The 25,043-nt window shown below is 38.2% G+C and carries 24 protein-coding genes and 1 riboswitch; of the genes, 10 read left to right on the forward strand and 14 right to left on the reverse strand.

The window, feature by feature from the left end:
* Window positions 1-4: 4 nt before the first annotated feature.
* Window positions 5-193, reverse strand: coding sequence for a hypothetical protein (locus N0B48_RS02060; RefSeq protein ID WP_259836309.1), 189 nt, complete (start codon window positions 191-193; stop codon window positions 5-7).
* Window positions 194-376: 183 nt separating this feature from the next.
* Between N0B48_RS02060 and N0B48_RS02065 the strand changes: the two genes are divergently transcribed.
* Entirely contained in the window at window positions 377-2,128 is a 1,752-nt protein-coding gene (locus N0B48_RS02065; protein WP_259836311.1) for an alkaline phosphatase D family protein, read from the forward strand.
* A 126-nt stretch (window positions 2,129-2,254) separates the two neighbouring features.
* Here N0B48_RS02065 and N0B48_RS02070 read toward each other — a convergent pair whose 3' ends face one another.
* The gene (locus tag N0B48_RS02070) at window positions 2,255-2,611 is read right to left on the reverse strand and encodes an arsenate reductase family protein (RefSeq protein ID WP_259836313.1); all 357 of its coding nucleotides are present in this window, start codon (window positions 2,609-2,611) and stop codon (window positions 2,255-2,257) included.
* Between the two features lie 122 nt (window positions 2,612-2,733).
* Between N0B48_RS02070 and N0B48_RS02075 the strand changes: the two genes are divergently transcribed.
* From N0B48_RS02075 to N0B48_RS02095, 5 genes are all read left to right on the forward strand, one after another.
* Window positions 2,734-3,201, forward strand: coding sequence for an acyl-CoA thioesterase (locus N0B48_RS02075; protein ID WP_259836316.1), 468 nt, complete (start codon window positions 2,734-2,736; stop codon window positions 3,199-3,201).
* Window positions 3,202-3,240: 39 nt separating this feature from the next.
* On the forward strand, window positions 3,241-4,077 hold the full coding sequence (locus N0B48_RS02080) for a GLPGLI family protein (protein ID WP_259836319.1): 837 nt from the start codon (window positions 3,241-3,243) through the stop codon (window positions 4,075-4,077).
* A 35-nt stretch (window positions 4,078-4,112) separates the two neighbouring features.
* A riboswitch (Fluoride riboswitch) is annotated at window positions 4,113-4,180 on the forward strand.
* Window positions 4,181-4,211: 31 nt separating this feature from the next.
* Entirely contained in the window at window positions 4,212-5,516 is a 1,305-nt protein-coding gene (locus tag N0B48_RS02085) for a voltage-gated chloride channel family protein (protein WP_259836322.1), read from the forward strand.
* A gap of 238 nt (window positions 5,517-5,754) precedes the next feature.
* Complete coding sequence (locus tag N0B48_RS02090; protein ID WP_259836325.1) at window positions 5,755-6,633, forward strand: LysR substrate-binding domain-containing protein; 879 nt, start codon at window positions 5,755-5,757, stop codon at window positions 6,631-6,633.
* Between the two features lie 457 nt (window positions 6,634-7,090).
* A complete protein-coding gene (locus tag N0B48_RS02095; RefSeq protein WP_259836328.1) occupies window positions 7,091-8,026 on the forward strand; it encodes a YeiH family protein in 936 nt (311 codons plus the stop codon).
* A gap of 227 nt (window positions 8,027-8,253) precedes the next feature.
* On the opposite strand, the gene N0B48_RS02100 is transcribed toward N0B48_RS02095, so the two are convergent.
* From N0B48_RS02100 to N0B48_RS02135, 8 genes are all read right to left on the reverse strand, one after another.
* Entirely contained in the window at window positions 8,254-8,433 is a 180-nt protein-coding gene (locus N0B48_RS02100; RefSeq protein ID WP_047448256.1) for a hypothetical protein, read from the reverse strand.
* A 177-nt stretch (window positions 8,434-8,610) separates the two neighbouring features.
* Window positions 8,611-9,852 carry an MFS transporter gene (locus tag N0B48_RS02105; protein ID WP_259836334.1) on the reverse strand — a complete coding sequence of 414 codons (1,242 nt, stop codon included), beginning with the start codon at window positions 9,850-9,852 and terminating at the stop codon, window positions 8,611-8,613.
* Between the two features lie 73 nt (window positions 9,853-9,925).
* Complete coding sequence (gene rny / locus N0B48_RS02110) at window positions 9,926-11,494, reverse strand: ribonuclease Y (RefSeq protein WP_259836337.1); 1,569 nt, start codon at window positions 11,492-11,494, stop codon at window positions 9,926-9,928.
* Window positions 11,495-11,724: 230 nt separating this feature from the next.
* On the reverse strand, window positions 11,725-12,012 hold the full coding sequence (locus N0B48_RS02115; protein ID WP_080778693.1) for a cell division protein ZapA: 288 nt from the start codon (window positions 12,010-12,012) through the stop codon (window positions 11,725-11,727).
* A complete protein-coding gene (locus N0B48_RS02120; RefSeq protein WP_259836341.1) occupies window positions 12,012-12,314 on the reverse strand; it encodes a hypothetical protein in 303 nt (100 codons plus the stop codon). The genes N0B48_RS02115 and N0B48_RS02120 overlap by 1 nt, the downstream gene beginning before the upstream one ends.
* A gap of 140 nt (window positions 12,315-12,454) precedes the next feature.
* Window positions 12,455-13,237 carry a type IX secretion/gliding motility protein PorT/SprT gene (gene porT / locus N0B48_RS02125; RefSeq protein WP_047448268.1) on the reverse strand — a complete coding sequence of 261 codons (783 nt, stop codon included), beginning with the start codon at window positions 13,235-13,237 and terminating at the stop codon, window positions 12,455-12,457.
* A gap of 3 nt (window positions 13,238-13,240) precedes the next feature.
* Window positions 13,241-13,972: a bifunctional demethylmenaquinone methyltransferase/2-methoxy-6-polyprenyl-1,4-benzoquinol methylase UbiE gene (gene ubiE, locus N0B48_RS02130; protein WP_259836345.1), complete on the reverse strand. Its 732-nt coding sequence runs from the start codon at window positions 13,970-13,972 to the stop codon at window positions 13,241-13,243.
* Window positions 13,973-13,975: 3 nt separating this feature from the next.
* Entirely contained in the window at window positions 13,976-14,545 is a 570-nt protein-coding gene (locus tag N0B48_RS02135; RefSeq protein WP_259836348.1) for a hypothetical protein, read from the reverse strand.
* Between the two features lie 101 nt (window positions 14,546-14,646).
* Here N0B48_RS02135 and N0B48_RS02140 point away from each other — a divergent pair, with 101 nt between their 5' ends.
* Window positions 14,647-15,714 (forward strand): 3-oxoacyl-ACP synthase III family protein, encoded by a 1,068-nt coding sequence (locus tag N0B48_RS02140; protein ID WP_259836351.1) that lies wholly within the window; start codon window positions 14,647-14,649, stop codon window positions 15,712-15,714.
* 67 nt (window positions 15,715-15,781) lie between these two features.
* Complete coding sequence (locus N0B48_RS02145) at window positions 15,782-16,987, forward strand: metallophosphoesterase (protein WP_259836353.1); 1,206 nt, start codon at window positions 15,782-15,784, stop codon at window positions 16,985-16,987.
* Between the two features lie 383 nt (window positions 16,988-17,370).
* Here N0B48_RS02145 and N0B48_RS02150 read toward each other — a convergent pair whose 3' ends face one another.
* Both N0B48_RS02150 and N0B48_RS02155 read right to left on the reverse strand, forming a co-directional pair.
* Window positions 17,371-18,123, reverse strand: coding sequence for a polysaccharide deacetylase family protein (locus tag N0B48_RS02150; RefSeq protein WP_259836355.1), 753 nt, complete (start codon window positions 18,121-18,123; stop codon window positions 17,371-17,373).
* Window positions 18,124-18,207: 84 nt separating this feature from the next.
* Complete coding sequence (locus tag N0B48_RS02155) at window positions 18,208-19,173, reverse strand: NAD-dependent epimerase/dehydratase family protein (protein WP_259836357.1); 966 nt, start codon at window positions 19,171-19,173, stop codon at window positions 18,208-18,210.
* Window positions 19,174-19,448: 275 nt separating this feature from the next.
* Between N0B48_RS02155 and ggt the strand changes: the two genes are divergently transcribed.
* Together ggt and N0B48_RS02165 are read left to right on the forward strand one after the other, a co-directional pair.
* Window positions 19,449-21,137: a gamma-glutamyltransferase gene (gene ggt, locus N0B48_RS02160; protein ID WP_259836359.1), complete on the forward strand. Its 1,689-nt coding sequence runs from the start codon at window positions 19,449-19,451 to the stop codon at window positions 21,135-21,137.
* Between the two features lie 268 nt (window positions 21,138-21,405).
* Complete coding sequence (locus N0B48_RS02165) at window positions 21,406-22,686, forward strand: dicarboxylate/amino acid:cation symporter (RefSeq protein ID WP_259836361.1); 1,281 nt, start codon at window positions 21,406-21,408, stop codon at window positions 22,684-22,686.
* Between the two features lie 613 nt (window positions 22,687-23,299).
* Here N0B48_RS02165 and N0B48_RS02170 read toward each other — a convergent pair.
* Window positions 23,300-24,190, reverse strand: a complete 891-nt coding sequence (locus N0B48_RS02170; RefSeq protein ID WP_371830614.1) for a diacylglycerol/lipid kinase family protein — start codon at window positions 24,188-24,190, stop codon at window positions 23,300-23,302.
* A gap of 4 nt (window positions 24,191-24,194) precedes the next feature.
* On the reverse strand, window positions 24,195-25,022 hold the full coding sequence (locus N0B48_RS02175; RefSeq protein ID WP_259836364.1) for an RsiV family protein: 828 nt from the start codon (window positions 25,020-25,022) through the stop codon (window positions 24,195-24,197).
* Between the last annotated feature and the right edge of the window lie 21 nt (window positions 25,023-25,043).

The following is a 25,043-nucleotide window of genomic DNA, read 5'->3' on the forward strand; positions in this document are numbered from 1 at the left end:
GTGATTAATAGCAGATACAGCAAACCTTTCTGTCCGGACTACAGGCATCCCCGACTCCAGGAGTATTGGAAATAACGCCGCCACCAGGCCCGCAAAGGGTAAAGCAGTTAACAATTGGTGGTCTTACGCCTCCCATAATTTCTTTTAATGCTGATCTTTTAAGATTCTTCGTTTTTAAAAAGTTTTTTGTCATGATTTTATTTTTTGGTGATATTAAATATAAGTATTTAATAATGAATTGTTTAAAAAAACACTGATAAATATTAATTCTTATCATTTTAAAATTATCCCGATTAAATAATCATAAAGTATAATTAAAGCTGAGTTAATAGACTTGTTCTTCCAATTATCTTTTTTTGCAGGGAAAAATAAATTGATGGAAAACAATAACTCAATCAACAGACGAAAATTTCTTAAACATTCATTGTTGGCTGCGGGAGGAATCCTGATAGCTCCTTTAATTGAAAGCTGTACCAATGATGATTTTACCGACATCGGAAATGCTCCGGATAATCTGAAAAATGCAGGATTTGAAACCGGGGTAGCCAGTTTTGATCCCTCAGAAACAGGAGTCATTATCTGGACAAGATATTCCACAGGTATTGATGCTGAAATTATCTGGGAAGTAAGCAGAAACAGCAATTTCTCCGATATAGTGAGGAAAGGGCAGGTCAATGTAACTTCAGTGAATGATTTCACAGTTGCAGTGGACGTTCAGAACATACCTTCCTATACAAAGTACTTTTACAGGTTTTACAATATTAAAACCAAAGAAAGCAGCATCACAGGAGAAACGCTCACTTTACCATCAAAAACAGATTCTGTAAACGAAGTGAAAATGGCTGTGGTTTCCTGTTCCAATTTTCCGGCAGGACTTTTCAATGTATATGGAGCAATAGCTCAATCCGAAGCCGATGTAGTGGTTCATCTAGGAGATTATATCTATGAATACGCTCCGGGACAGTATGGAACCAATCCTTACACCAATCAGCTGGGAAGAGCTCATCAACCCGCAAAGGAAATCCTTACTCTCGCCGATTACCGTGAAAGATACAGACAATACAGAGGAGACAAGAATCTTATGCTTCTTCATCAGAAGAAACCTTTTATCTGCGTTTGGGATGATCATGAATTTGCCAATGACACTTATAAATCCGGAGCAGAGAATCATCAGCCTAATGAAGGAAGTTTTGAGGTCAGAAAAATGGCTGCATTTCAGGCTTACAGCGAATATATTCCTTTAAAAACAGGCAAGGATCTGAGAATCTACAGAACCTTTAACTTCGGAAATATTGTTTCTCTTTATATGATGGACACAAGGGTAATCGCAAGAGATAAGCAGCTTGAATACTCGGATTATCTGGATGCTGCAGGAAACTTTGATCAGACACAGTTCAAAACTGATTTCTTAAGTCCCGGCAGAAGACTGATTGGGAGTGAGCAGATGCAGTGGCTGGGTTCTCAGATCAATGCAGATACTGCAAAATGGAAAGTATTGGGACAGCAGATCTTAATGACCAAAATGATGGTTCCTGCTGAAATGCTGATGGTATTAAATAAAATTCTCGCAGAAATAAAACAATACGGAAGTGCACAGCCTACGACGATGCTGTTGCTTAAAAACACCATTTCCCAGCTGATTGTTCTTAAAACGAGACAGCTACAACATGATCCAACACTTACCGCTCAGGAAATAGCAAGAATCACCACAACATTACCTTACAATCTGGATGCCTGGGATGGGTATTTCATGGAGAGAGAGCAGCTCTACTCTATTCTTGCCGGAAAAAAAGTAGTGGTACTGGCAGGAGACACCCACAATGCCTGGCTGGGGAAATTGACAGATGCACAGGGAAACTTCATAGGAACAGAGTTGGCTTGCAGCTCCGTATCTTCTCCCGGACTGGAAGGTTATCTGGGAATTACTTCCGATCCAACACAAGCTATAGAACTGGCTCAGGCGTTTTCGATACTTATAGATGATCTGGAGTATGCTAATCTCTATAAAAGAGGATATTTGCAGGTGAAATTTACTTCTGCAAGCTCACTGGCAGAATGGAAGTTTGTAGACAATGTGGTTTCAGAAACCTATACTGTTCTCACTGAAAAAACATACACGATCACATAATAATAAGGCTTTAATTTTCAATTTCTATAACACAAAGAGCTACGGAATTTATCTGTAGCTCTTTATTAAATTCATTTTCTGTTGATCAGATTTAGAATCTTATTTCGACAAGCTTGGTTTAATATCTTAATCTTCCACTCCAAAGAATTCTCTCAGAGCTTCTACATTCTTCTTATCATTTCCTACAAAAATTTCGTTATCCGTTATAAAAACCGGACGTTTCAGAAAGGTGTAATGATCCAAAAGAAGGTCCTTAAAATCTTTTTCTTCAAGAGATTTGGCATCCAGACCTCTTAGTTTAATCTGTGTAGATTTTTTGCTGAACAGTGCTTCGTATGATTTTGTTTTTTTATACATCGCGGCCAGCTCTTCTTCTGTCATGGGTTCTTTTTTGATTTCGCGAAGTTCCCAGTCTGCAAGGTCAAACTGTGCCAGGATTTTTCTGCAGGTATCGCATGTATTAAGATAGAATACTTTCTTCATTGTTATTTTTTAAATCTGTTATTCGTTAAATTTCCTTCTTCATTGAAGTTTCGTCTTTCAAAAGTAGGATTTAATCTAAAATTCTGGAAATTATTAAATAACTTTATTAAAATTTTATAAAGATGCAGAACAAGCCCATCACTTTTCAGTTTATTTCGGAGCCTTCAGACGTGAATTATGGAGGAAATGTACATGGAGGAAGCGTCATGAAATGGATCGATCAGGCAGGTTATGCGTGTGCCACAACATGGAGCGGAAATTATTCGGTAACCGTTTATGTGGGCGGGATCCGTTTCTATGAACCCATCAAAATCGGGGAAGTGGTAAAAGTAGATGCACAGGTGATTTATACCGGAAAATCGAGCATGCACATTTCGATCAATGTTTTCTCAAGAAACCTGAAACAGCCTACATTTGTTAAAAAAACCCATTGTATCATTGTTTTTGTTGCGGTAGATGAAAACGGCAAAAAACTTCCCGTCCCTGCATGGATCCCAGAAACTGAAGAGGAAAAACAGCAGGAACGCTATGCGAAACGTCTGATGAATCTCAGAACGCAGATTGAGGATGAAATGAAACCGTTTTTATAGATAAATCATTTCTGCCTTTTGCCCATAAATAACCGCTTCATGAGAAATATTTTTGCAATATCTGCCCTGTTTTTTATCACATTAGCTCAATCGCAGACCCATAGATTCATTTATGAGCTGCAATACAAAATGGATTCTACGGAAACCGGTTATGAAAAGCTGAATATGCTTTTGGATATTAGTCCAAAAGAGGTAAAATTTTATGGTCAGAATTTAGCAGTAACAGACTCTCTGAACAACAAGTTCGGCACCAATAATAGCCATACCGATATGTCTGGACAGGTGGTGAAAAGAAAGATCAATACTTTTGACAACGAAAATTTCATTGCCATTAAAGAAGGATATTATTCTTTTAAAACGATAGACAAAATCAGCTGGGTTATTTCAGATGAAACAAAGAAGGTCGAAAATTATACTCTTCAAAAAGCATCTACAAAGTTTGGAGGCCGGACGTGGACAGCATGGTTTTGCAAGGATATTCCGTTTAATGAAGGTCCTTACAAATTTCGTGGACTTCCGGGGCTGATTTTTGAACTGTCCGATTCCACGAAAAATTTCATCTATCATCTGGTTAAAAGCCAGAAACTCCCTGATATTTATTCTACCGACAATTTTGTAGAATCCAATTTCGGAAATAAAGCGGTACCGATTAATGAAAAGCAGAAGAACAAACTTATCATGGATTTTTATAATGATCCTTTTGCATTTGAAAGAAACAATTTCAACAAAGCGAATAACAATCTGAAGATTAATATCAACGGAAAAGAGATTCATACGGTAGATGAACTGAATACCCAAACCAAAAATATGCAGGAGGTAATCAGAAAATACAACAACCCTATAGAAGCAGACAAAGCTGTTCATTACAAAAAATAAGTATTTTGCAAATAAATTCTTATTTCTATCTTTGCATCACAAAAGGAAATGGTGCTCTTCCTTACCCAACCGCTTTACAAAAGCTGATGACGCCTGATTAAGAGATTATTAACCAATAACTGATCAGGATTATTATGTCAAAAAAACAACGGACACTTCATAGAAAAGCAGTTTTTCACACCCAATTATTTTTCAAAAAACACCCTGCTCTGCCTTATATTTCAAAATGGTTATGCATCAGTATGATTATTGGTGGTTTAGCCGGAACAGCTTCTGCAGGATTTTTACAGTCCCTGGAATGGGCAACCCAATTCAGAGAAAGTCACATCTGGCTCATTGCCCTGCTTCCTATTGCCGGTTTTCTTGTTGGGCTTTTATATCATTATTATGGAAAAGACGTAGAGGCGGGAAACAATCTGCTCATCGACAATATTCATGATCCAAAGGAAATTATTCCATTTAAAATGGCTCCATTTATTTATCTGGGAACCATTGTTACGCATTTCTTCGGGGGCTCGGCCGGTCGTGAGGGAACAGCTTTACAGATGGCAGGCGCTATTGCAGACCAGTTCAGCAAACCTTTCAAGCTTGACAAGAGTGAAAGGAAAATTCTGCTGATCGCTGCCATTGCCGCAGGTTTTGGATCTATTTTCGGAACACCATTGGCCGGAGCCGTTTTTGCACTGGAAGTTTTCCTGATTGGAAGAATACGGTACAATGCTATCTTCCCGGCTTTTGCTTCAGCTATTCTCGCAGACTTGACGACTAATCTCTGGAATGTCAAACATACCCATTATCACATCGATTTTATTCCTAAACTTGAATTTCTGCCCATTTTATACAGTATTCTCGCCGGAATTGCTTTTGGAATCTGTGCTGCAGGATTCAGCAGAATAATTCACTGGACAGGTTCTGTTTTTAAATCTAAGATAAAATACCCTCCGTTTCGTCCCGTAGTCGGTGGGATTATTGTTGCTGTGGCTGTTTTTGCCATGGGAACCACAAGATATATCGGACTGGGAATTCCTGTCATTCTGGAATCTTTTAAACAACAACTTCCACTCTATGATTTTGCTTTAAAAATGGTTTTTACGATTGTTACCCTTTCTGCAGGGTTTAAAGGTGGCGAAGTCACTCCTTTATTTTTCATCGGGGCTACTCTCGGCAGTGCGTTGTCTCTGTTTATTCCGTTACCATTCGGCTTGCTTGCAGGAATGGGCTTTGTAGCTGTTTTTGCCGGAGCTACCAATACTCCACTGGCCTGTATGTTGATGGGAATTGAGCTCTTCGGAGCAGAATCCGGCGTCTATGTCGCGATTGCCTGTGTGGTTTCCTACTTACTTTCCGGCCACAACAGTATTTATACAAAACAAAAGATTGGTGAAGCGAAAAACCGGAGATATGAAAGTGATGGAGACAAGTCTTTTTCGGATTTGTAAGGAGGTGCGGGTTTAATGAGATACGGGGTTTACGAGTTGCGAGATTACTAGTAGTGGGACACAGGTTTGACGGGGTTCAGATTTCCGAATTCTCATTTCTGCACAAAATGGCCCAAATCTCAAAATATACCAACTCTTAAACTCTACCGCGAAACCCGAAACTCGTAAACCCGAATCTCAAAACCCGAAACCCGCAACCCGTATAATTTTACTAAATTTGTTACCATAAGCTCCCCCCATGTTTGACTACAGATTAAAAGTTTTCCATACCGCTGCCTCAAGACTGAGTTTCACGAAAGCTGCTGAGGAACTTCATATTTCCCAACCGGCGGTAACCAAACACATTAAAGAAATTGAAAATCAGCTGGGTACAAAACTGTTTGATAGGAAAGGAACTTCCGTACATCTTACTCAAAGTGGACAAATTTTGTATGAATATGCAGAAAAAATCCGGAACCTCTACCGTGATCTGGAATTTGAGATCAGCCAGGTAAATGAACAGCACAAAGGAAAGCTGATTATCGGGGCCAGTACCAGCGTTGCCCAATATGTTTTGCCAGAACTCCTGGCCAAATTCAATACGTATTACAAAGACATTAAGATCGAACTGATCGCGCATAATACAGAAATTATTTCCGAACTTTTAAAAGAAGGGAAAATAGACCTCGGAATTATTGAAGGGGAATCTCAGTCTTCATTTTTTGACTATAAAATCTTTAAAGCTGATGAAATTGTTCTTACGGCAAAAGCTAATCATCCATTAGCCCAGAAAACTTTAAGTTTAAAAGATCTTTACGACTTAAATCTGATTTTCCGTGAACAGGGCTCCGGTACCCAGGAATTCATCCAAAACCGCTTAAAGGAAAAAGGAATCAACATCGAAGAGCTTAACACCGTTATGCAACTGGGAAGCAGCGAAAGCATCAAAAATTACCTTTTACATTCAGACTGCATGGCATTTCTGTCGATCAGCACCATTTTAAATGAATTAAAAAACAATACCCTAACCATTATTGATATCAAGAATTTCAGTATAGAAAGAAATTTCCACTTCATACTTCCGAAAGGAGAACAGTCGGAGGTGATTAAGCTTTTTTTGAGATTTGTGAGGAGTTAGGTGGCAGATGATAGGTTGCAGGGATTAGGATGGTGACGCAGTTTGAAACTTTGATCTTTTGATTTGATTTTAGACGGAGTAGAGTCAATGGTGAATTTTGCTTCGCAAGTGAATGGTGAATTTTTGGGCTAGATTTCAGATATTAGACGTCAGATTTCAGATATTAGACAACAGACAGCAGATGCAAAATATGGTATAGCTATAAACCAACAACGTTATTTTCAACCAGCAACTAGCAACTAGCAACTAGCAACTAGCAACTAGCAACTAGCAAAGTTACCCCTCTTCCAAACTCATTTACCCCAAACCTCTCAAACACTCCCACTCTCAAACCCTCAAACTCTCAAACTCTCTCACACCACAACCCATAACCAAAAGTTATCCATCATAATAAAATACGATTTACTTTGTAATACTATATTTCGGAATTTTGGAGTCTGATTTCAAAACTTATCTTATGAAAGAGCTCATCCAAAATGAAATGATCCGAAAAACGATTTTTATTATACTCGGTGTTGTATGTCTTACCCCATTAGTTTCCTCTCCTATAGCGCTGGCTTTGGGCTTTGGTTTAGCTGTTCTTATTGGAAATCCGTTTGAAAAGCATTTGCACAAATACATTCATCTGCTGCTTCAGATCTCTATTGTAGGGCTGGGTTTTGGGCTCAAACTCAATGAAGCACTTCAGGCGGGGAAAACAGGATTTATTTTAACGGTTGTCAGTATTTTTACAGTAATGGTTCTTGGATACATTTTAGGAAAGGTATTTAAGCTTGAGAAAAAGCTTTCTTATCTGATCTCTGCTGGAACTGCGATTTGTGGCGGAAGTGCTATTGCTGCTGTTTCTCCAATCATCAAGCCGGGTACAAAGGAAATTTCTTTAGGCCTTGCGATTATTTTCACCTTGAATTCTGTAGCATTGTTTATTTATCCGGCTATCGGGCATATGCTGCATCTTTCTCAGGAACAGTTCGGGCTTTGGTGCGCGGTGGGAATTCATGATACCAGCTCTGTGGTTGGTGCAGCCGGCAAATATGGAAATGAGGCTTTAAAAATAGCGACAACTGTGAAACTGGCCCGTGCCTTATGGATTATTCCGGTTTCTGTGATCACCATGTTTATTTTTAAAAACAAAGAGTCGAAAATTAAAATACCATGGTTTATCGGATGGTTTATCCTTGCTATTCTTCTGAATACTTATTTTCCTGTTTTTGATGGTTTGAGCAGTTCTGTCACTGCTGTGGCGAAATCAGGGCTGAATCTTACTTTATTCTTTATCGGGTCTACTCTTTCGATCCGGACTTTAAAAACGATAGGAATTAAGCCGCTGGCCGTGGCTGTTATTTTATGGATTACGATAAGTGTAGGGAGCTTGCTTTATATTATCAGTTGATTTTTTTAGTTCTCTTTTGTGTTTATTATTTTTAACCACAGATTGCACAGATTTTCACAGATGTTTGCGTTTTTCCAGCTGTAGAATTTTTATATAAAAGAGAATTTAATTTGTTTTTTAATTAATTTTCCTCCAATCTTTAAAATGACAAAAACCTTTTGGAAGGTCCCAAAAGGCTTTTGCGTATTAAATGTGGAAATGTTTCGTTTTCTTACTGAGATACAGTCTTAAATTGCAGACTCACCACAGTTGTATCCTTGTGTACAAGCAATGTGTTGTACGCAATACCAAGGTCCGGTTACAGAACCTGAACAACTGCATCCGCAAAGTGATAAATCAGGTTTTCCGCTGATTCCTCCGATAATGTTCTTTAGATCTGCTTTTCTTAATTTCTTAGCGTTTTTCATAGTGTGAAATGATTTGGTTTGAGATTAAACAATATAGTTTTGTTACCTTTCAAAGTTAAACAAATATTAATTATCCGCAACATAATTTAAATAAATTTTCAATAATACATTGATTCCATTACGTTTATTACGATATAACTGCAATTTTCAATCTTAACATTTCTTAAACAACATTAATTATTCGGTAAATTCCAGGTCTTTATTATGCGTTTCTGAAATAGTCAATGCCGAATAAAAGGCCAGGCCAAAGACAACAATTCCAACGATTGCCGCACTGATGATGACCGTGAAATTATTTTTCAGCAGATCAAATGCCAGGATCATCACCGGCACCAGACCTCTTACCATATTGGGAACGGTGGTGGTTGCCGTATTTCTGATATTCGTTCCAAACTGTTCTGCAGCGAGAGTCACAAACATCGCCCAATATCCGGTACCCAAGCCCAGCCAGACACAGAACATATAGTATTTCGTTTCGGTATTGGTATTTCCAAAGAGCATGATCGCCACTCCCACTATCGTGAACAACAACATATAAAAAATGGCCATTTTCCGCGATTTCAAAGCATGGGAAATAAAACCGCTCATCAGATCACCGACAGAAATACCTATATACGCCCACATAATGGCTTTTCCGGGATTCAGGTCCTTTATCCCAAATTCAGGAGCAAATTGATTGGCTAAAACGGCGAGAATCCCTATACAGTACCAGGTAGGCAATCCGACTGCAATGCATTTGAGATATCTGGTCAGACGGTCTTTATTGGTAAAGAAGGAGAGAAAATTGCCTTTTGAAACACTTTTATGCACGATATTTTTATAGATACCGGATTCTGAAACGCTGATTCTAAGCAACAGCAGCATGATTCCCATAATTCCTCCAATGATGTAGGAAATATTCCAGCCACCGGCTAATTCTACGGTAAGTTGTGCTACAACAGCCCCCATCAGTCCAAATCCGGCTACTACGGAAGTTCCGATGGCTCTTAAACTCTTCGGGAGGCTTTCAGAAACCAGGGTAATTCCGGCTCCAAGCTCTCCGGCGAGTCCTATTCCGGCAATAAACCTTAAACCCGCATATTGGTACACGAGATGCTCTTTCGGAAAGTAAGGCAGGAATCCACAGGCTATATTCGCCAGGGAATAGACTAATATGGAACCGAAAAGTACGGAAAGTCTTCCTTTTTTGTCTCCGAAGATTCCCCAGAACACGCCACCGATAAGAAGTCCTACCATCTGACAGTTGAGAATAAAGGTTCCATCGGCGTCAGGATTCAGGCCTAAAGCCTTTAAACTTGGAATTCTTACGATACCGAATAGAAGCAGGTCATAGATATCTACGAAATAGCCCAGCGCGGAAATGATAACGGGGATTGAAAAGATGTACTTCAGTTTTGAAGACAAGGACAGTTCTTGCATTTTTAAATTTTGATAAAAATAAAAAACCTTTCAATTTCTTGAAAGGTTTTTATACAATATCTTTATTCTGTTATTATCTTGCAATATTCACAGCTCTTGTTTCTCTGATTACCGTTACTTTTACCTGTCCCGGATACGTCAGTTCATTCTGGATCTTTTCAGAGATGTCGTAAGAAAGCTGGTTGGCTACTTCATCATTTACTTTTCCGCTTTCTACCATTACTCTCAGTTCTCTACCTGCCTGGATCGCATAAGCACTTGATACGCCATCGAAACTTAATGCAGCAGATTCAAGATCTTTCAGTCTCTGGATATAAGATTCAAGTACCTGTCTTCTTGCTCCCGGTCTGGCTCCTGAGATGGCATCAGCCACCTGGATGATCGGTGATAATAGTGACTTCATTTCAATTTCGTCGTGGTGAGCTCCGATCGCGTTAACGACTTCTGCATTTTCACCGTATTTTTCAGCCCACTGCATTCCCAGTAAAGCGTGAGGAAGTTCAGATTCCTGCTCAGGAACTTTACCGATATCGTGTAAAAGACCTGCTCTTTTCGCTAGTTTTACGTTCAATCCTAATTCAGCAGCCATCGTTGCAGCGATGTTCGCTACTTCTCTTGAGTGCTGTAGTAAGTTCTGTCCGTAAGAAGAACGGTATTTCATTCTACCTACAATCTTGATCAGTTCCGGGTGTAATCCGTGGATTCCTAAATCAATGATTGTTCTTTTTCCTACTTCAATGATCTCTTCTTCGATCTGTTTTTTTGTTTTTTCTACTACTTCTTCGATTCTTGCCGGGTGGATTCTTCCGTCCGTCACCAATCTGTGTAGGGATAATCTTGCGATCTCTCTTCTTACCGGATCAAAACATGAAAGAAGAATAGCTTCCGGAGTATCATCAACGATAATTTCCACGCCCGTCATTGCTTCCAAAGCACGGATGTTTCTACCTTCTCTACCAATGATTCTACCTTTTACTTCGTCAGATTCAATGTTGAAAACAGATACTGAATTTTCGATAGCCTGTTCTGTACCAATTCTCTGAATGGTCTGAACAACAATTTTTCTAGCTTCGTTCTTAGCGTTCAGCTGTGCTTCCTCCATAATGCTCTGAACGTGTGCCTGAGCTCTTGTTTTAGCTTCTGCCTTCATGGTTTCTACCAATTCTGCTTTAGCTTCTTCTGCGGTGTAATTGGCAATTTTCTCCAGGATCTCCACTTTTTTAGTGGTCGCTACCTCAAGTTCCTGCTGTTTTCTCTCTAAGATCTCATTCTTCTTAGCGTAATCTCCAATCTGCTTGTCAAGGTCTTTTTCAAGTTTTCCTGTCTTGCTAAGCTCGTCGTTAAGCTTATGTTCCTTGTCTTTGGTTCTTTTTTCCACCTCCTGCATTTTTTTCTCACGGGATTGAATATCCGCATCATGCTGAGATTTCAGTTCCAAAAATTTTTCTTTGGCCTGTAGGTTCTTTTCTTTCTTTATGGATTCAGCTTGAACATTTGCTTTTTCTATAAGGTTTTCGGCATTTTTCTTTGCATCATCTACAATAAATTTTGCCTTGGTATTCAGCGAGCTCTTAGAGAAAAGAATCCCTATCACTGCGCCAATAACTAAGCAAATAACGCCGACTATAATGGCTGTTGTCATAATATATATTGAGTTTTAATTGTCTTACACTTATTTAAATAAAAAAAACCTACAATAATTCAGTGATATAGAGTAAACTCCTAATCAACACGATTTGAACTGATTTCCACTGTCTGTAATCCGGGAGACCCGGCTCGCCATTCAGAGGACATTTGCTCGGTAATTGTTTAGCGTTGAGTTTACCTTTAATGTGTTAGAATTATTGTAGGCAGTCTGATGGGAAAAAAAATCTATTTCCCAATTTCATTCAACGACTGATTAATCTTCACTAATCTTTCGTTGGTAGAATTTATATTTTTTTCGTAGTTGAGAGAAACTACTTCTGCGTTGGTTCCCAGTTTAAGGGCACACATCGCCAAAGCGTCCTGTTTGTCTCTTACATCGAAGTTCTGTTCAAAATCTTTAATCATATTTTCGATCTGCTTTCCTACCTTACGCAGAGTTTCCTCCTCTGCGGCCGGCACGTTCAGCGGATATACCCTTCCTGCAATGTTGATGGTTATTCTTCTTACCTCCATTATAATCCACTGTTTTGAAGCTGCGCAATACAAAAGTCAATTTCTTTTACCAATCTGTTGATATGGTTTTTCATTAACCTGTTGTGTTCAGGATTTCCTGATATTGCTGAATAAAGCTTTATATTTTTTTGTTCTTCTGCTAATACCTGATTTCTTCTTCTTTCCTCATCATACTTCGTTTTCAGTTCTTCATGCTCAACACTTAAGTCTGCTAATCTTTCAGTAAGATTTTTATAATTCTTTTGTAAAAGGTAAATCTTTCTCTCTAATTCTGAAAAATTGTTTTCTAAATCTTGAAGCATTTCAGGTTTTCTATATTCTAACTAGCAACAAAAATAAAAAAATAATAACAGTAACAAAAATAAATGTCTCTATATTTTGATTTGCCATGAAAAAAGGAGATGCAGATGCACCTCCTTTTGTATTTTTAATGTGTATTTTCTTATTCAAATTTCAAAACAAACATCACTGCTCTTGTCTGAAGCGTAGACATTGCTGTCGCCCAGTATGGAGGTGTAGTCGCATTATCGGCTACTTTCTCGTTGTTCATGAAGAATGTTCCTCTGATGGCCGGAGTCAGTTTGAATTTATTGAAATAAAACTGAATTCCCATTTCAGCCGACCATGCAAAATTATGCGTAGTAGATCTGAAAACCTGCTGCATATTGTCATCCACAGAATCTGAATTGGACTGAAGGTTCACAATATAGTTCACCCCTCCTGCAATATAAGGTCTTGAATTGTACCATCTGTTACCATGAAGTTCCAATAATACAGGAATATCCACCAAAGTAGATTTAATCTCTCTTACTTTATCTTTTTCAGTTAAAGCAATTGGGAAAAAAGGTGGGTTAGTCAATGTTCCGGCAGCATACTGGTCATTGGACTGGGTGTTAAAAATCAACTGTCTTTGAGCAAATTGCAAGCCTGGCTCCAATCTTAGGTCCAGATTATCATTCAGTCTCCACTTGGCGATTAAACCAGCTCCGAAACTGTAGCTTTCTCTGGATTTTACAAGATTCTGATTACCTTCCGCACCATATCTTGGATGAAGGACGATACGGTAGTCTAGCCTGTTGCCATTCAAATAAAAACCCCAACTGAATTTCTGCTCGTCAAAGTCTTCCAACTTATCCATTCTGTTTCGGGTTCTGAATTGCGCATCTGCAAAAACTGCAATATTAACTGAGGCTAAAACCAGTGCTCTTAATAGAAATTTATTCATAGGTTACTTTGTTGCTTTATAAATTGTGGCTATACCTAAACTTAGCTTTTTATATTCTACTTTCTTAAATCCTGTATCTAAAAGAATTTGCTTCATCTTTTCCCCGAAAGGAAAAGCATTTACAGAATCCGGAAGGTATGTATACGCCCTATTATCTTTGGAAACCAGTCTGCCGATGGCAGGTAATACGTTTTTGAAATAAAACATATAAAATGGACCTAAGAACCCCTCAACCTTTGAAAACTCCAGTATATAAACACTCTTGTTATCTTTAACTACTCTTCTTAATTCTGCCAAACCTTTGGTAAGGTTTTCAAAATTCCTTACTCCAAATGCAACGGAAACAGCATCGAATCTATTGTCCTCGAAAGGTAAATTTTCTGCATCCCCTTTTTGCATGGAAATTTTGCCGTCTAATTTAAGTTTTTTTATTTTAATAACGCCAACATTCAGCATTTGTTGTGATAAATCTAAACCAATTACTTTTGCATCGGTTCCTTTTTCAATCGTGATTGCTAAATCTCCCGTTCCTGTAGCCACATCCAGCACTTCTTGCGGATCGTCTTTTTTCATCATTTTCACCAATGTATTCCTCCATAAAACATCTATTTTCATAGATAAAACATGATTCAGAAGGTCATACTTCGGTGCAATATTGTCGAACATATCCTCTACCTGGCTTTTTTTCGTAGCCTCAGAATTGTAGGGAGTAACTTTGGTAATATCTTTTGTCAAAACTTAAAACTTGTAATATTCTTTGTAATAATTCAGGAAATCCTGCTTTCTGAAAATCTTTGATCTCGATTCCACCTGCTGAATGTTTTTGATCACTTTATCGTAATCCTCATCCACATTGTAATAAAAATCTTCAGTATAAAGCTTGTTGAAGCGTCTTGCTCCTCCGAAATAAACTTTTCCGTCTATTGTGATTTTGTCCAGGGCCAAAAGTAATGAATCTTTTTTAAGATTGTACCCATAATATTGATCATTAATATAATAATCCTGATGAGCGATGTTAAGCAGCCCACGAATCTTATTCACTTCAAATGCAGAATCGTAGAGCATTTTTTTATTCTTATCGAAAACCTGGATCGAATTTTTCCCCTTTTTAATATCCACGTGAACATATTGTCCCGCTGAAATTATTCCCTCAGAACCGTTATTGATCTTAAAATAATAGGTATCGGGTGTAGGGTTGTCTACTATAAAATAATTTTTCTTGGCTAAAAAAAAGAAGTAGACCCCAAAAGCAACGATAAACACCACAGCTGCAATAAGTAAGCCTTTTAAGGACGAGTTGTTTTTCATACGATTGTAAAGTACAATTTTTGCAAATTTAATAATATTTTTAATTCTCCGTTATTAATATTAATTATTAACTTTGCATCTTTAAAAAATCATTTAAACGAATGCCGAATACGATCATTATTGGTTCCGGATCCTATATTCCTAACAGAATTATTGGTAGAGATTATTTCATGGATTCTGAGTTCTACACTGAAGACGGAGTTAAGATTGAAAAACCTGCTGAAGAAACCATCGCGAAGTTTGTAGAAATCACAGAAATAGAAAACAGAAGATTTATTGAAGACGATCTTTCCAACTCACAGATCGGTTCTGAAGCTGCCAAAGCAGCCCTGGAGGACGCGAAAATAGATGGCGAAGACCTTGACTATATCATTTACGCAAGCAATTTCGGAGAAGTTACTGTAGACGGATATGTGAATTTCATGCCTAATATGGCAGCAAGAGTGAAAAATAAGCTGGGCATTAAGAACAGAAAATGCATCACTTATGATATGATCTTCGGATGTCCGGGATGGGTGGAAGCCATGATCCTTGCAGACAACCTTATCAAGGCAAAAGCTGCCAAAACCATTCTTGTGGTAGGTGCAGAAACATTAAGCCGTGTTACGGATCCGCATGACAGAAACAGAATGATTTTTGCTGATGGCGCCGGTGCAGTGGTTGTACAGGCTACAGACCAGGAAAATGTAGGTATCATCGCGCACAACACGATCTGCGACAATGGTCCGGAACTGTGTTATCTTGAAAACGCTTCTTCTATTAACGCAAACGTAGATCAGAAACGTCTTTACGTAAGAATGCAGGGAAGAAAAATCTATGAATACGCGCTTAAAAATGTCCCTTCAGCCATTAAGGAAACCATTGAAGATGCAGGACTTTCCATTGAAAATATTGATAAAATCCTTATCCACCAGGCGAATGCAAAAATGGATTATGCCATGATCGAAAGACTTCACAAGCTTTATAATGTGAAAGATTACGACCACGCGATCTCTCCTATGACCATTCAGGACCTTGGAAACACATCTGTAGCAACCATTCCTACCATGTATGATTTAATAATTAAAGGAAAAATGACAGGTCAAACGTTTAAAGATAAAGGTAACATTGTGATGACGTCGGTAGGTGCCGGAATGAACATCAATGCTATCGTTTACAGATTTCCTTAAAATATTTAATTAACAAAAAAATATAAAGCACAGGGAAACATATTCTTTGTGCTTTTTTAGATTTATCATGCAGAGAAATTTTTTGATCATTGCCGCTATCTTTCTGGTTCTGGAAGTTTATATCTATCAGGCTATAAGAACATTAACAGATAATTTCTGGATCAGGCTTGGGTATTGGGTTGTATCTTTGACCGTTTACGCGATTTTCGCCTATGAAATTACTCATTTCCAAAGATCAGATAAAAGCTCTGTTAGGGTTCAGATCACCATTTCGTTATTCCTGATCTTTATACTCCCAAAAATCTTTGTGGTTCTGTTTTTATTAATTGATGATATTTTCAGAACCGGAGGATATTTAATCGGATTAACACAGCCTAAAGAAAACTTTTTCCCTGAAAGAAGGAAATTCCTGAGCATCGTTGGACTAGGCCTTGGAGGCGTTCTTTCTGCCCTTTTCATCGATGGAATTACGTTCGGAAAATACAGGCATACCGTAAGAAGAATCAAGGTGAAAATTCCGGGGCTTTCGAAAAACTTTGAAGGCTATAAAGTAATTCAGATTTCCGATGTACACAGCGGAAGTTTTTCAGACCCATCTAAACTTCAGCACGCTATTGACCTGATCAACGAACAGAATCCTGATCTAGTGCTTTTCACCGGGGATATGGTGAATAATATTTCTGATGAATTCAAGCCTTTCATTCCTCTATTTTCAAAGATAAAAGCCAAAGACGGCAAGCTTGCAGTGCTTGGAAACCACGATTACGGTGACTATGTAACGTGGACTTCTCTTGATGCCAAAAAGAAAAACCTCGACACCCTGATTGAATATGAAAGACAGGCAGGTTTTGATATGCTGAGAAATGAACACAGAGTAATCGAGAGAAACGGAGAAAAATTGTATATTCTTGGGGTTGAAAACTGGGGACTGAAACCATTCCCTCAATTCGGAAAGATTGACGATGCTTTAAAAGGCGTACCGGAATCTGCCCCAAAAATTCTGATGAGCCACGACCCTACCCATTTCGATTACGTAGTTAAAAAACACCCAGGAAACATCCATCTGACCCTTTCGGGACACACGCACGGAATGCAGTTCGGTTTAGATCTGAAAAACGTTAAATGGTCTCCCGTTCAGTACCGTTACCCAAAATGGGCCGATCTTTATGAAAGTGAAGGGAAAATGCTGTACGTGAACAGAGGCTTTGGTGTTCTGGGCTATCCGGGACGAGTTGGGGTATTGCCGGAGATTACTTTGTTTGAGCTGAGTTAGTTTTGAGTTTGAGAGTCTGAGAGTGAGAGAGTTTGAGAGCCTGGGGGTTTTAGAGTAGATGAGTTTGAAAGGGGATTGTCAAGTTGCTAGTTACCAGTTGCTAGTTGCTAGTTGCTAGTTGCTAGTTAAAATAACGTTCCGGGTTGCTGGCTTGTTGTAAATAAAATGCTCAATCTCAGTCTCAACCTTAGCCTGAAATCTGATGTCTGATGTCTGATGTCTGATGTCTGATGTCTAAAATCTATTCCAAAAACTCACCATTCACTTGCGAAGCAAAATTCACAATTGCCATCAATCAAGCTCAAAATCCAAATCAAAAGGCCATAATTTCAATCTTCCGCACAATCCCTAATCCCTACAACCTGCTACCTAATATCTGCCTCCTAAAAAATATAATCCTTCATCCGCGAAGTCGCCATATCGTGCTCATTCACCCAGGTAAGAAGAGCATCGAGTTTGTCTTCCATTTTCTTTCCTGAAAAGAGGCTTCGGTAAAATGGAATATCGAATCGGTATTTTTTAAAATCGGTGAACTGCCAGGAGTTTAGATAGATCAAAACAAAATCATCATTCTTCAGGGTTTCAAAAACCATACTCTGATAATAGTTCATCGGCAGGATCTGAAACACAAAATCATTATACGGCAACTGACTGTAAGGTGAGATACTTTCAGGCACAATACTCAGTCCATCCTCTTCATTAATCTCGGTATCTCTTTTCAGTCTTTTAAACGGAAAAAGAATATCTGCATTATCGATATTGGAGACGTAATTAAACTCCAGCGATTTCAGATTTTCCTGAGGCAGCTTATAATCTTTTTGTCGAATTCCTCTGACCTGTTTTTCCAGAAGATCCTGAATATTTTTTTTCACTTCTTCAATTTCCTGAAGATTTGAATTCAGATTATAAAAAGCAATTTCATGCCCTTTGGATGAAATTGCTTTTATTAAATTCTGCAGTTTTTCCGAGATAGAAATCTCCACAAAAAAACTGGCTTTGATGTCATGAATATCTAAAATCCGAAGAATAGCTTTTGTATTATCTTCCGTGATCTTCAGTCTCTCTTCATCAGAAATCTGTACGCCGTTTTTAGCTTCAGCCTGTATATTTAAGACGTTAAAAGTCAATAAAATCATTTAAATTAAATTTTAGATAACATTCATAATCATTTATAAATCAGATGTTAAAATAAAATTTATTTAAACATCAACTTTAAGTAATTAATTTTTATTCAATTTCACCTTAAGATTCTTGATCATGTCCTTCGACATTTCAGAAATTCCGAAATCATAGGTCAGTCCCCAGTCCTTTTTAGCCACAGAATCGTCGATAGATGCCGGCCATGAATCTGCAATCGCCTGTCTGAAATCCGGTTTGTAATCGATCGTAAATTCCGGTATTTCTTTCTTGATTTCTTCGGCAAGTTCCTTCGGCGTAAATGACATTCCTCCTAAATTATAAGACGAACGAACCGTAAGACTTTCCTTCGGAGCTTCCATTAATTTCAATGTTGCGTTGATCGCATCATCCATATAAAGCATCGGCATTCCTGTATCTTCAGAAATGAAACTTGTGTATTTCCCTTCCTCGATAGCTTCGTAAAAAATCTCAACAGCATAATCTGTAGTGCCACCTCCGGCAGGTGTTTTCCATGAAATTAGTCCCGGATATCTGATACTTCTTACATCTACTCCATACTTATCGAAATAATATTCGCACCACTTCTCTCCTGCCATTTTCGAAATTCCGTACACCGTAGTAGGATTTAAAACTACATCCTGCGCTACATCATGTTTCGGAATTCCTTTCCCGAACACAGCGATTGAACTAGGCCAGAAGATCTTTTTAAGAAGCCCTTCTTTTGCCATTTCACAAAAATGAAGAAGAGGTTCAAGATTCAATTTCCAGGCGAAAATAGGCTGCTTTTCTGAAGTTCCTGATAAAAGCGACGCCAGGTGGTACACTGTAGTGATCTCATAATCTTTGATCACCTGTCTTACCAGCTGCGTATTGGTAACATCCATTCTTTCGTAATGTCCGGCAGCGGTAATTCCCTTTTGCCATCTGTCCAATCCTGATGCTACTACATTATCAGCTCCGTGAATTTCAACTAGTCTGTTGGTCAATTCGGTGCCGATCTGTCCCAGAGCACCTGTAATCAATATTCTTTCCGTATAGGATTCCATTTTTAGATATTTTTTTTAGAGTTGTACAAAAGTAAAAAAATCATGCTTATCATAATAATAAAGCTGCGGTTAAAAACAGATTCTGAATAACTGTCAGGAAAAAATAATATTTAAGAGAAACCAATCATATTGACTATTCAATAAAAATTCATCAAAAAATACCTGACTCAATCTTCTTTTTCTCTATTAATAGCTTCATACATAGATATTCCATTTGTTTAACCAGCAACTATTTACATTAAAAAATTATCTACTTTTGTTCTAAACAAAATCTTATGAAGAAGCTTTTTATTGCAGCAGTGCTGTTTGGCGGTCATATGTACTGGGCTCAGTTCACTGATTTCAACATTATCAAGGAAGTAAAAATAAAAAATAAAGGCGCAGTGGTATCTGCTCATCCCCTAGCAAGTGAAGCAGGTGCAAAAATGATGAAGATGGGTGGAAATGCCTATGATGCTGTTGTTGCGACCCAATATGCGCTTGCCGTCGTTTATCCTCAGGCTGGAAATATCGGCGGTGGCGGTTTTTTAGTGGGAGTTAAAAATAATGGTGAAAAATTCACATTGGATTACAGAGAAACAGCTCCCAGGAAAGCCTCAAGGGACATGTACGTTGACAAAAATGGAAAAGCCAATACAGATCTTTCTCAATACGGAAGGCTCGCTGTAGGGATACCGGGAAGTATCGCTGGGTTTTATGCCACCTTGAAATATTGTAAACTTCCGATGGACAAAATCATCCAGCCAGCGATTGATTTAGCGGAAAAAGGGTTTGCCATCACAGAAATGGAAGCTGAAATGCTGAATACCCACAAAGAAAAATTCCTTAAACATAATACATCAGCTATCGCTTTTGTAAAAGATACTCCATGGAAATCGGGTGATATTCTGATACAGAAAGAACTGGCTGCTACGCTTAAATTAATTCAGAAACAGGGCGCAAAAGGATTTTACGAAGGAAAAACAGCTGAGCTTATGGTTTCCGAAATGAAAAAAGGAAACGGGATCATGACTTTGGAAGATCTCAAAAATTATAAAGCAGCAGAAAGAAAACCTTTGGAATTTGATTATAAAGGAAGCCGAGTGGTTACCATGCCTTTGCCTTCCAGCGGTGGTGTATTGCTTGCCCAAATGCTTACCATGGCCGGATATGAAAATCTGGAAAAGTATCAGCAGAATTCAACGGAAGCTGTACAGATCATGACGGAAGCGGAAAGAAGAGCTTTTGCAGACAGAGCAGAATATATGGGTGATCCTGATTTCATTGAAGATAAAACCACTTATCTGACTTCCGATGCATATTTGAAAAGCAGATGGAAAAGTTTTAGTTTCAACAAAGCCACACCGAGCTCTGAGGTAGGAAAAATCATCAGCCAACCGAATGAATCTACGCAAACCACTCATATTTCCGTGATCGATAAAGACGGAAACGCCGCTTCTGTGACGACTACCCTTAACGGATATTATGGAAGTAAAGTTGTGGTTTCAGGAGCAGGATTTTTTTTAAATAATGAAATGGATGACTTTTCTATCAAACCGGGAGTTCCAAATATGTTCGGAGCTGTTGGCGGAGAGGCCAATTCTATTCAGCCTAACAAAAGAATGCTTTCTTCTATGACTCCTACGATCCTGCTTAAAAACGGAAAACCTTATATGGTGGTGGGAACTCCCGGAGGAACTACCATTCCTACATCAGTTTATCAATCGATTGTAAATGTGGTAGATTTTAAACTGAATGCCAATATCTCTGTGAATGCTCCGAAATTCCATCATCAGTGGCTTCCGGAAAAAATAACGGTAGAAAATAATTTTCCTGAAAGTACGATTTCAGCCCTGAAAAGCAAAAATTATGTGATCGAAAAAATAAAATACATCGGAAAAACAGAACTGATTCTGATGGACGACAATGGAAACATTCATGCTGTGGCAGATGGCCGCGGAGATGATTCTGTTGCGGTAGAATAAATTGAGTTATAAATGCTATTAATGCTTCGACTCCGCTCAGCATGACAACGTTGATAAGTACGTCATGCTGAGCGGAGTCGAAGCATTTTTTGTTGCTGTAGCCATATTCAATCATAAGACTAAAATAACAATTGAAAACTTCCCAATCCTCCATCTCCCATCTTCCTTTCTTCCATCTTCTCTCAAAACCATCAATTTAACTGACTTTTGTCATGTTTTAAGATAAAAATTCTTAATTTTCCGGCTTCAAAATCTAAAAAAGAATCCTTTGAAATCGAAACCACTTTATCATCAGCTTTATTTTCAAGTCATTATAGCCATAGCAGCCGGTATCCTTTTAGGAAGGTTTTATCCCGAATTAGGTGAAAAAATGAAACCACTCGGCGACGGGTTCATCAAACTGGTGAAAATGATTATCGCTCCGGTGATTTTTATTACCCTGACTTTAGGAATTGCTCATATGACTGATCTCAAAAAAGTCGGCCGTATCGCTGTAAAAGCAATGATTTATTTCTTTACGTTCTCGACTTTGGCTCTGATCATCGGATTAATCGTCGGAAATCTTCTACAGCCGGGACACGGCTTAAATATTGACCCCGCTACTCTATCCGGCGATGTTTCGCAATATCAGCAAAAGGCTCACGACTCTACCCTGACCGGTTTTATCATGAATATTATTCCTGAAACACTTTTCAGTCCACTTGTTGGTGAAAATATACTTCAGGTACTTCTTATAGCTATTTTAATGGGTATTGCTCTGGTTTTAACCAAAGAGAAAAGTCAGAAAGTGACTGATTTCCTGCAGGATTTATCTACTCCTATTTTCAAAATTGTCCATATGCTGATGAAACTAGCTCCTATCGGGGCTTTTGGAGCAATGGCCTTCACCATCGGAAAATATGGTCTTCACTCGGTACTGAACCTGATATTTCTAGTAGGAACTTTCTATATTACGTCTGCCCTTTTCGTGGTATTGGTTTTGGGAGCGGTGGCCTGGTACAACGGATTCAGTATTTTTAAACTGATGTTTTATCTGAAAGAGGAACTTCTATTGGTTTTAGGAACCAGTTCTTCAGAATCCGCACTTCCGGGAATTATGGAAAAGCTAGAAAAGGCCGGTTGTTCGAGAGCTATTGTGGGACTGGTAGTTCCTACCGGATATTCCTTCAACCTGGATGGCACCAATATTTATATGACACTCGCTTCTCTATTTATCGCTCAGGCTCTGAATATTGATCTTCCTTTAGAAAAACAGTTAATGTTGCTTTTGGTAGCAATGTTAAGTTCAAAAGGAGCCGCAGGAGTTACAGGAGCAGGATTTGTGACACTAGCTGCAACATTGGCTGTCGTTCCCGAAATCCCGATTGCAGGAATGACTTTGATACTGGGAATTGACAAATTTATGAGCGAATGCAGAGCTTTAACGAACGTTGTTGGAAATTCTGTGGCTACGGTAGTTGTTGCCAACTGGGAAAAGCAGCTGGATAAGGAGCAGCTACAGTATTGTCTGAATCATCCGGCTGAGATTGAGAAGAAGCTGGAAGTTTGATGGTTTTCCGTTTAGGTTTTTGGTACTTTAATATTTTATTATTCAGATGGTTGGAAAAGCGCAAAAGGCGCAAAGCCCGATTAAAAATACGAATATTTTAAGGCGCAAGAAAATCAAAGATTTTCAGCCAGGAAGAAATGTGAACGATCAATATAACACAATCAATTTTATCGCAGATAAAATCCTAGCGCCTTAAAGCATAATCTTTTTAAATTTCTTTGCGGCTTTGCGATTAAACCAATTTAATACTTCCTTAAATAAATTACCATTTCATTAAAACAAGATTAGAAAGAGCTTTGTGCTAAAAATTTATTGAAATAAAAAGTTTTACCTTACAAAGGGCAGTTAACACTCAGCAAAATTTATCGTAAAACAAAATGTAGGTTTTAGCATTAAGAAATAAATAGAATTTAAACTAATTATTCTTTTTAACCACAGATGACAAAGATTCTCACGTATGATGACAGTAAATATTTTTGTGATTGTTCGTGTAACTTGTGTTTTAATTTTTAGATTTTGGCTAAAGCCGAATGAATAAGGGTTTATTTGTAAGGCGGGCTAAAGCCCACCCCTATTGAATTTCAAAATGATCGTTTTTGCCTTTACCTTTATCTTATACTAAAATATTCAGACTTGCGGGCAATACCTTCACATGAACCGGTGATTCTATTTTATTAAATTCACCATCGAGATGCCAGTTTTTGGTGGTTACTTTGAATGAAATTTCTGAAACGGGAAGATAGGTTACATATTCGTCATCCTTCAGTCTTTTGGTAAACATTCTGAAGGCAAAAAGAGCGGAATAGGTCAGCGGGAATTTCTTCACCAGTACCATATCAACCAATCCGTCACTTTTACTCGCGTTGGGAGCAATGTAAGCGTTATTTCCGAACTGACGGGTGTTAGCGATATTCAGCATCAGGTATCTTCCGTTGTACTGTTGGTAAGCTTCGTCGGTAAATTTAACCTTGATGGGTTTATAATTAAAGAATGTCTTCAGAGAGACTTTGATGTAATTTTTGAATCCACGGGTAGTTTTTTCAAACTCTTTGACTACTTTTCCATCAAACCCGGTGCCTGAAACGTTGATCGACAGTCTCTCATTTACTGTAAAAGTATCAATCTTCCTGAATGCTTTCGCTTTAATTTTCTCCAGAAGTTCATCCAGATTTTTATTAAATTTAGTCTCATTGGAAAAGCCATTCCCCGATCCTGCAGGAAATATAGCCAGAATTTTTTCTGTATTAATAAGATTTCTCGCCACAGTGGAGATCGTTCCGTCACCACCTATAGCAACAAAAATATCGACCTTGTCAAAATTAGCCTTAATAAAATCATCTGTCCCCGGAATAGATTCAGAGATATAATACAAAGGGTTGTCAACCTTTTTTTTGAGTTCGTCAAGAAACGGCTGATAATTTTTTTTGGCCGAAAAGGGATTAATGATAAAAGCTGCTTTCTCCATTACCGCAAAAATAGAAAATGCTTCCTGATCCGGAAGCATTAATTTACTTTATTTTCATTCTTTCTTTAAATTCTGCATTCAAAGTTCCCTTCAATTCATCCCAGGAAACCGGAATAACAATATCTCCTGCTGCAAAAGCGGCAATTTCGTACGGGCTGTAATGGAAATACAGGTTCTTCTGATCAAAATAGAAATTATTCGTGGCCGGAATCACTTCTACCAGCAGCATTTCTGAGTTTTTCACTTCTCCTTCAGCATCTGTTGTTCCACTTTTTACTTTATTAAGATTCTTCATCAACAGCGCTTCCAGTTTGGCTTTCGGCATGGAAGTCACATCTTTAAGTTCCAGTTTTCTATTGTTTTTAAGATCAAAAACTCTTTCTGAAAATCCAAAATTATCGTGGGCACCGCCTTCATATGAGCTCCATACATATCCGATATGCATATAATCATTCTCATTAGAGATCAAATCCATATAGGAATTGGTGTACCAGCTTTGGGCATACGAGACATCTGAAATCCAGTCTTTGCTTTCACTTTTCGTTGATTTGAAGTATTCATTTTTCTGATTATCAAGGTAGGCTTGCAGTCCTTTTTCAGAAAAGTCATTTATTCCCTGCTCATGAAAATAGATACTGTCTAATAATTTTTTTTCTTTCAAAGTTGGAAAAACGAGCAATTTTGAAGTAAATTTCACACTCAATGAGTCTGCAATCTTTGAAGAATCACTTACTTTTACAGAATCCACTGCAAATTTTTCAGGCTGCGCTGTCTCCATTTTATCAGAAGGTGCAGCTGTATTTTCCGCCTTTTTACAAGCTGAAAAAGCAAGAAAAGAAGAAACTGCCAGAACGGCAATCATATTTTTCATAATTTATTTTTCTATTGCTAA

Source organism: Chryseobacterium herbae (genome assembly GCF_025154075.1).
Taxonomy (GTDB): domain Bacteria; phylum Bacteroidota; class Bacteroidia; order Flavobacteriales; family Weeksellaceae; genus Chryseobacterium; species Chryseobacterium herbae.

What these genes read in the sequence shown, in the direction of transcription:
- N0B48_RS02150 (WP_259836355.1), bottom strand. Translation starts at nt 18,123, where the DNA reads ATGATTTTATTGACTTTTAACGTCTTAAATATACAGGCTGAAGCTAAA.
- N0B48_RS02075 (WP_259836316.1), top strand. Translation starts at nt 2,734, where the DNA reads ATGCAGAACAAGCCCATCACTTTTCAGTTTATTTCGGAGCCTTCAGAC.
- N0B48_RS02085 (WP_259836322.1), top strand. Translation starts at nt 4,212, where the DNA reads ATGTCAAAAAAACAACGGACACTTCATAGAAAAGCAGTTTTTCACACC.
- N0B48_RS02155 (WP_259836357.1), bottom strand. Translation starts at nt 19,173, where the DNA reads ATGGAATCCTATACGGAAAGAATATTGATTACAGGTGCTCTGGGACAG.
- N0B48_RS02060 (WP_259836309.1), bottom strand. Translation starts at nt 193, where the DNA reads ATGACAAAAAACTTTTTAAAAACGAAGAATCTTAAAAGATCAGCATTA.
- ggt (WP_259836359.1), top strand. Translation starts at nt 19,449, where the DNA reads ATGAAGAAGCTTTTTATTGCAGCAGTGCTGTTTGGCGGTCATATGTAC.
- porT (WP_047448268.1), bottom strand. Translation starts at nt 13,237, where the DNA reads ATGAATAAATTTCTATTAAGAGCACTGGTTTTAGCCTCAGTTAATATT.
- N0B48_RS02135 (WP_259836348.1), bottom strand. Translation starts at nt 14,545, where the DNA reads ATGAAAAACAACTCGTCCTTAAAAGGCTTACTTATTGCAGCTGTGGTG.
- N0B48_RS02140 (WP_259836351.1), top strand. Translation starts at nt 14,647, where the DNA reads ATGCCGAATACGATCATTATTGGTTCCGGATCCTATATTCCTAACAGA.
- rny (WP_259836337.1), bottom strand. Translation starts at nt 11,494, where the DNA reads ATGACAACAGCCATTATAGTCGGCGTTATTTGCTTAGTTATTGGCGCA.
- N0B48_RS02115 (WP_080778693.1), bottom strand. Translation starts at nt 12,012, where the DNA reads ATGGAGGTAAGAAGAATAACCATCAACATTGCAGGAAGGGTATATCCG.
- N0B48_RS02080 (WP_259836319.1), top strand. Translation starts at nt 3,241, where the DNA reads ATGAGAAATATTTTTGCAATATCTGCCCTGTTTTTTATCACATTAGCT.
- N0B48_RS02095 (WP_259836328.1), top strand. Translation starts at nt 7,091, where the DNA reads ATGAAAGAGCTCATCCAAAATGAAATGATCCGAAAAACGATTTTTATT.
- N0B48_RS02170 (WP_371830614.1), bottom strand. Translation starts at nt 24,190, where the DNA reads ATGCTTCCGGATCAGGAAGCATTTTCTATTTTTGCGGTAATGGAGAAA.
- N0B48_RS02120 (WP_259836341.1), bottom strand. Translation starts at nt 12,314, where the DNA reads ATGCTTCAAGATTTAGAAAACAATTTTTCAGAATTAGAGAGAAAGATT.
- N0B48_RS02065 (WP_259836311.1), top strand. Translation starts at nt 377, where the DNA reads ATGGAAAACAATAACTCAATCAACAGACGAAAATTTCTTAAACATTCA.
- N0B48_RS02090 (WP_259836325.1), top strand. Translation starts at nt 5,755, where the DNA reads ATGTTTGACTACAGATTAAAAGTTTTCCATACCGCTGCCTCAAGACTG.
- N0B48_RS02105 (WP_259836334.1), bottom strand. Translation starts at nt 9,852, where the DNA reads ATGCAAGAACTGTCCTTGTCTTCAAAACTGAAGTACATCTTTTCAATC.
- N0B48_RS02070 (WP_259836313.1), bottom strand. Translation starts at nt 2,611, where the DNA reads ATGAAGAAAGTATTCTATCTTAATACATGCGATACCTGCAGAAAAATC.
- N0B48_RS02100 (WP_047448256.1), bottom strand. Translation starts at nt 8,433, where the DNA reads ATGAAAAACGCTAAGAAATTAAGAAAAGCAGATCTAAAGAACATTATC.
- N0B48_RS02145 (WP_259836353.1), top strand. Translation starts at nt 15,782, where the DNA reads ATGCAGAGAAATTTTTTGATCATTGCCGCTATCTTTCTGGTTCTGGAA.
- N0B48_RS02175 (WP_259836364.1), bottom strand. Translation starts at nt 25,022, where the DNA reads ATGAAAAATATGATTGCCGTTCTGGCAGTTTCTTCTTTTCTTGCTTTT.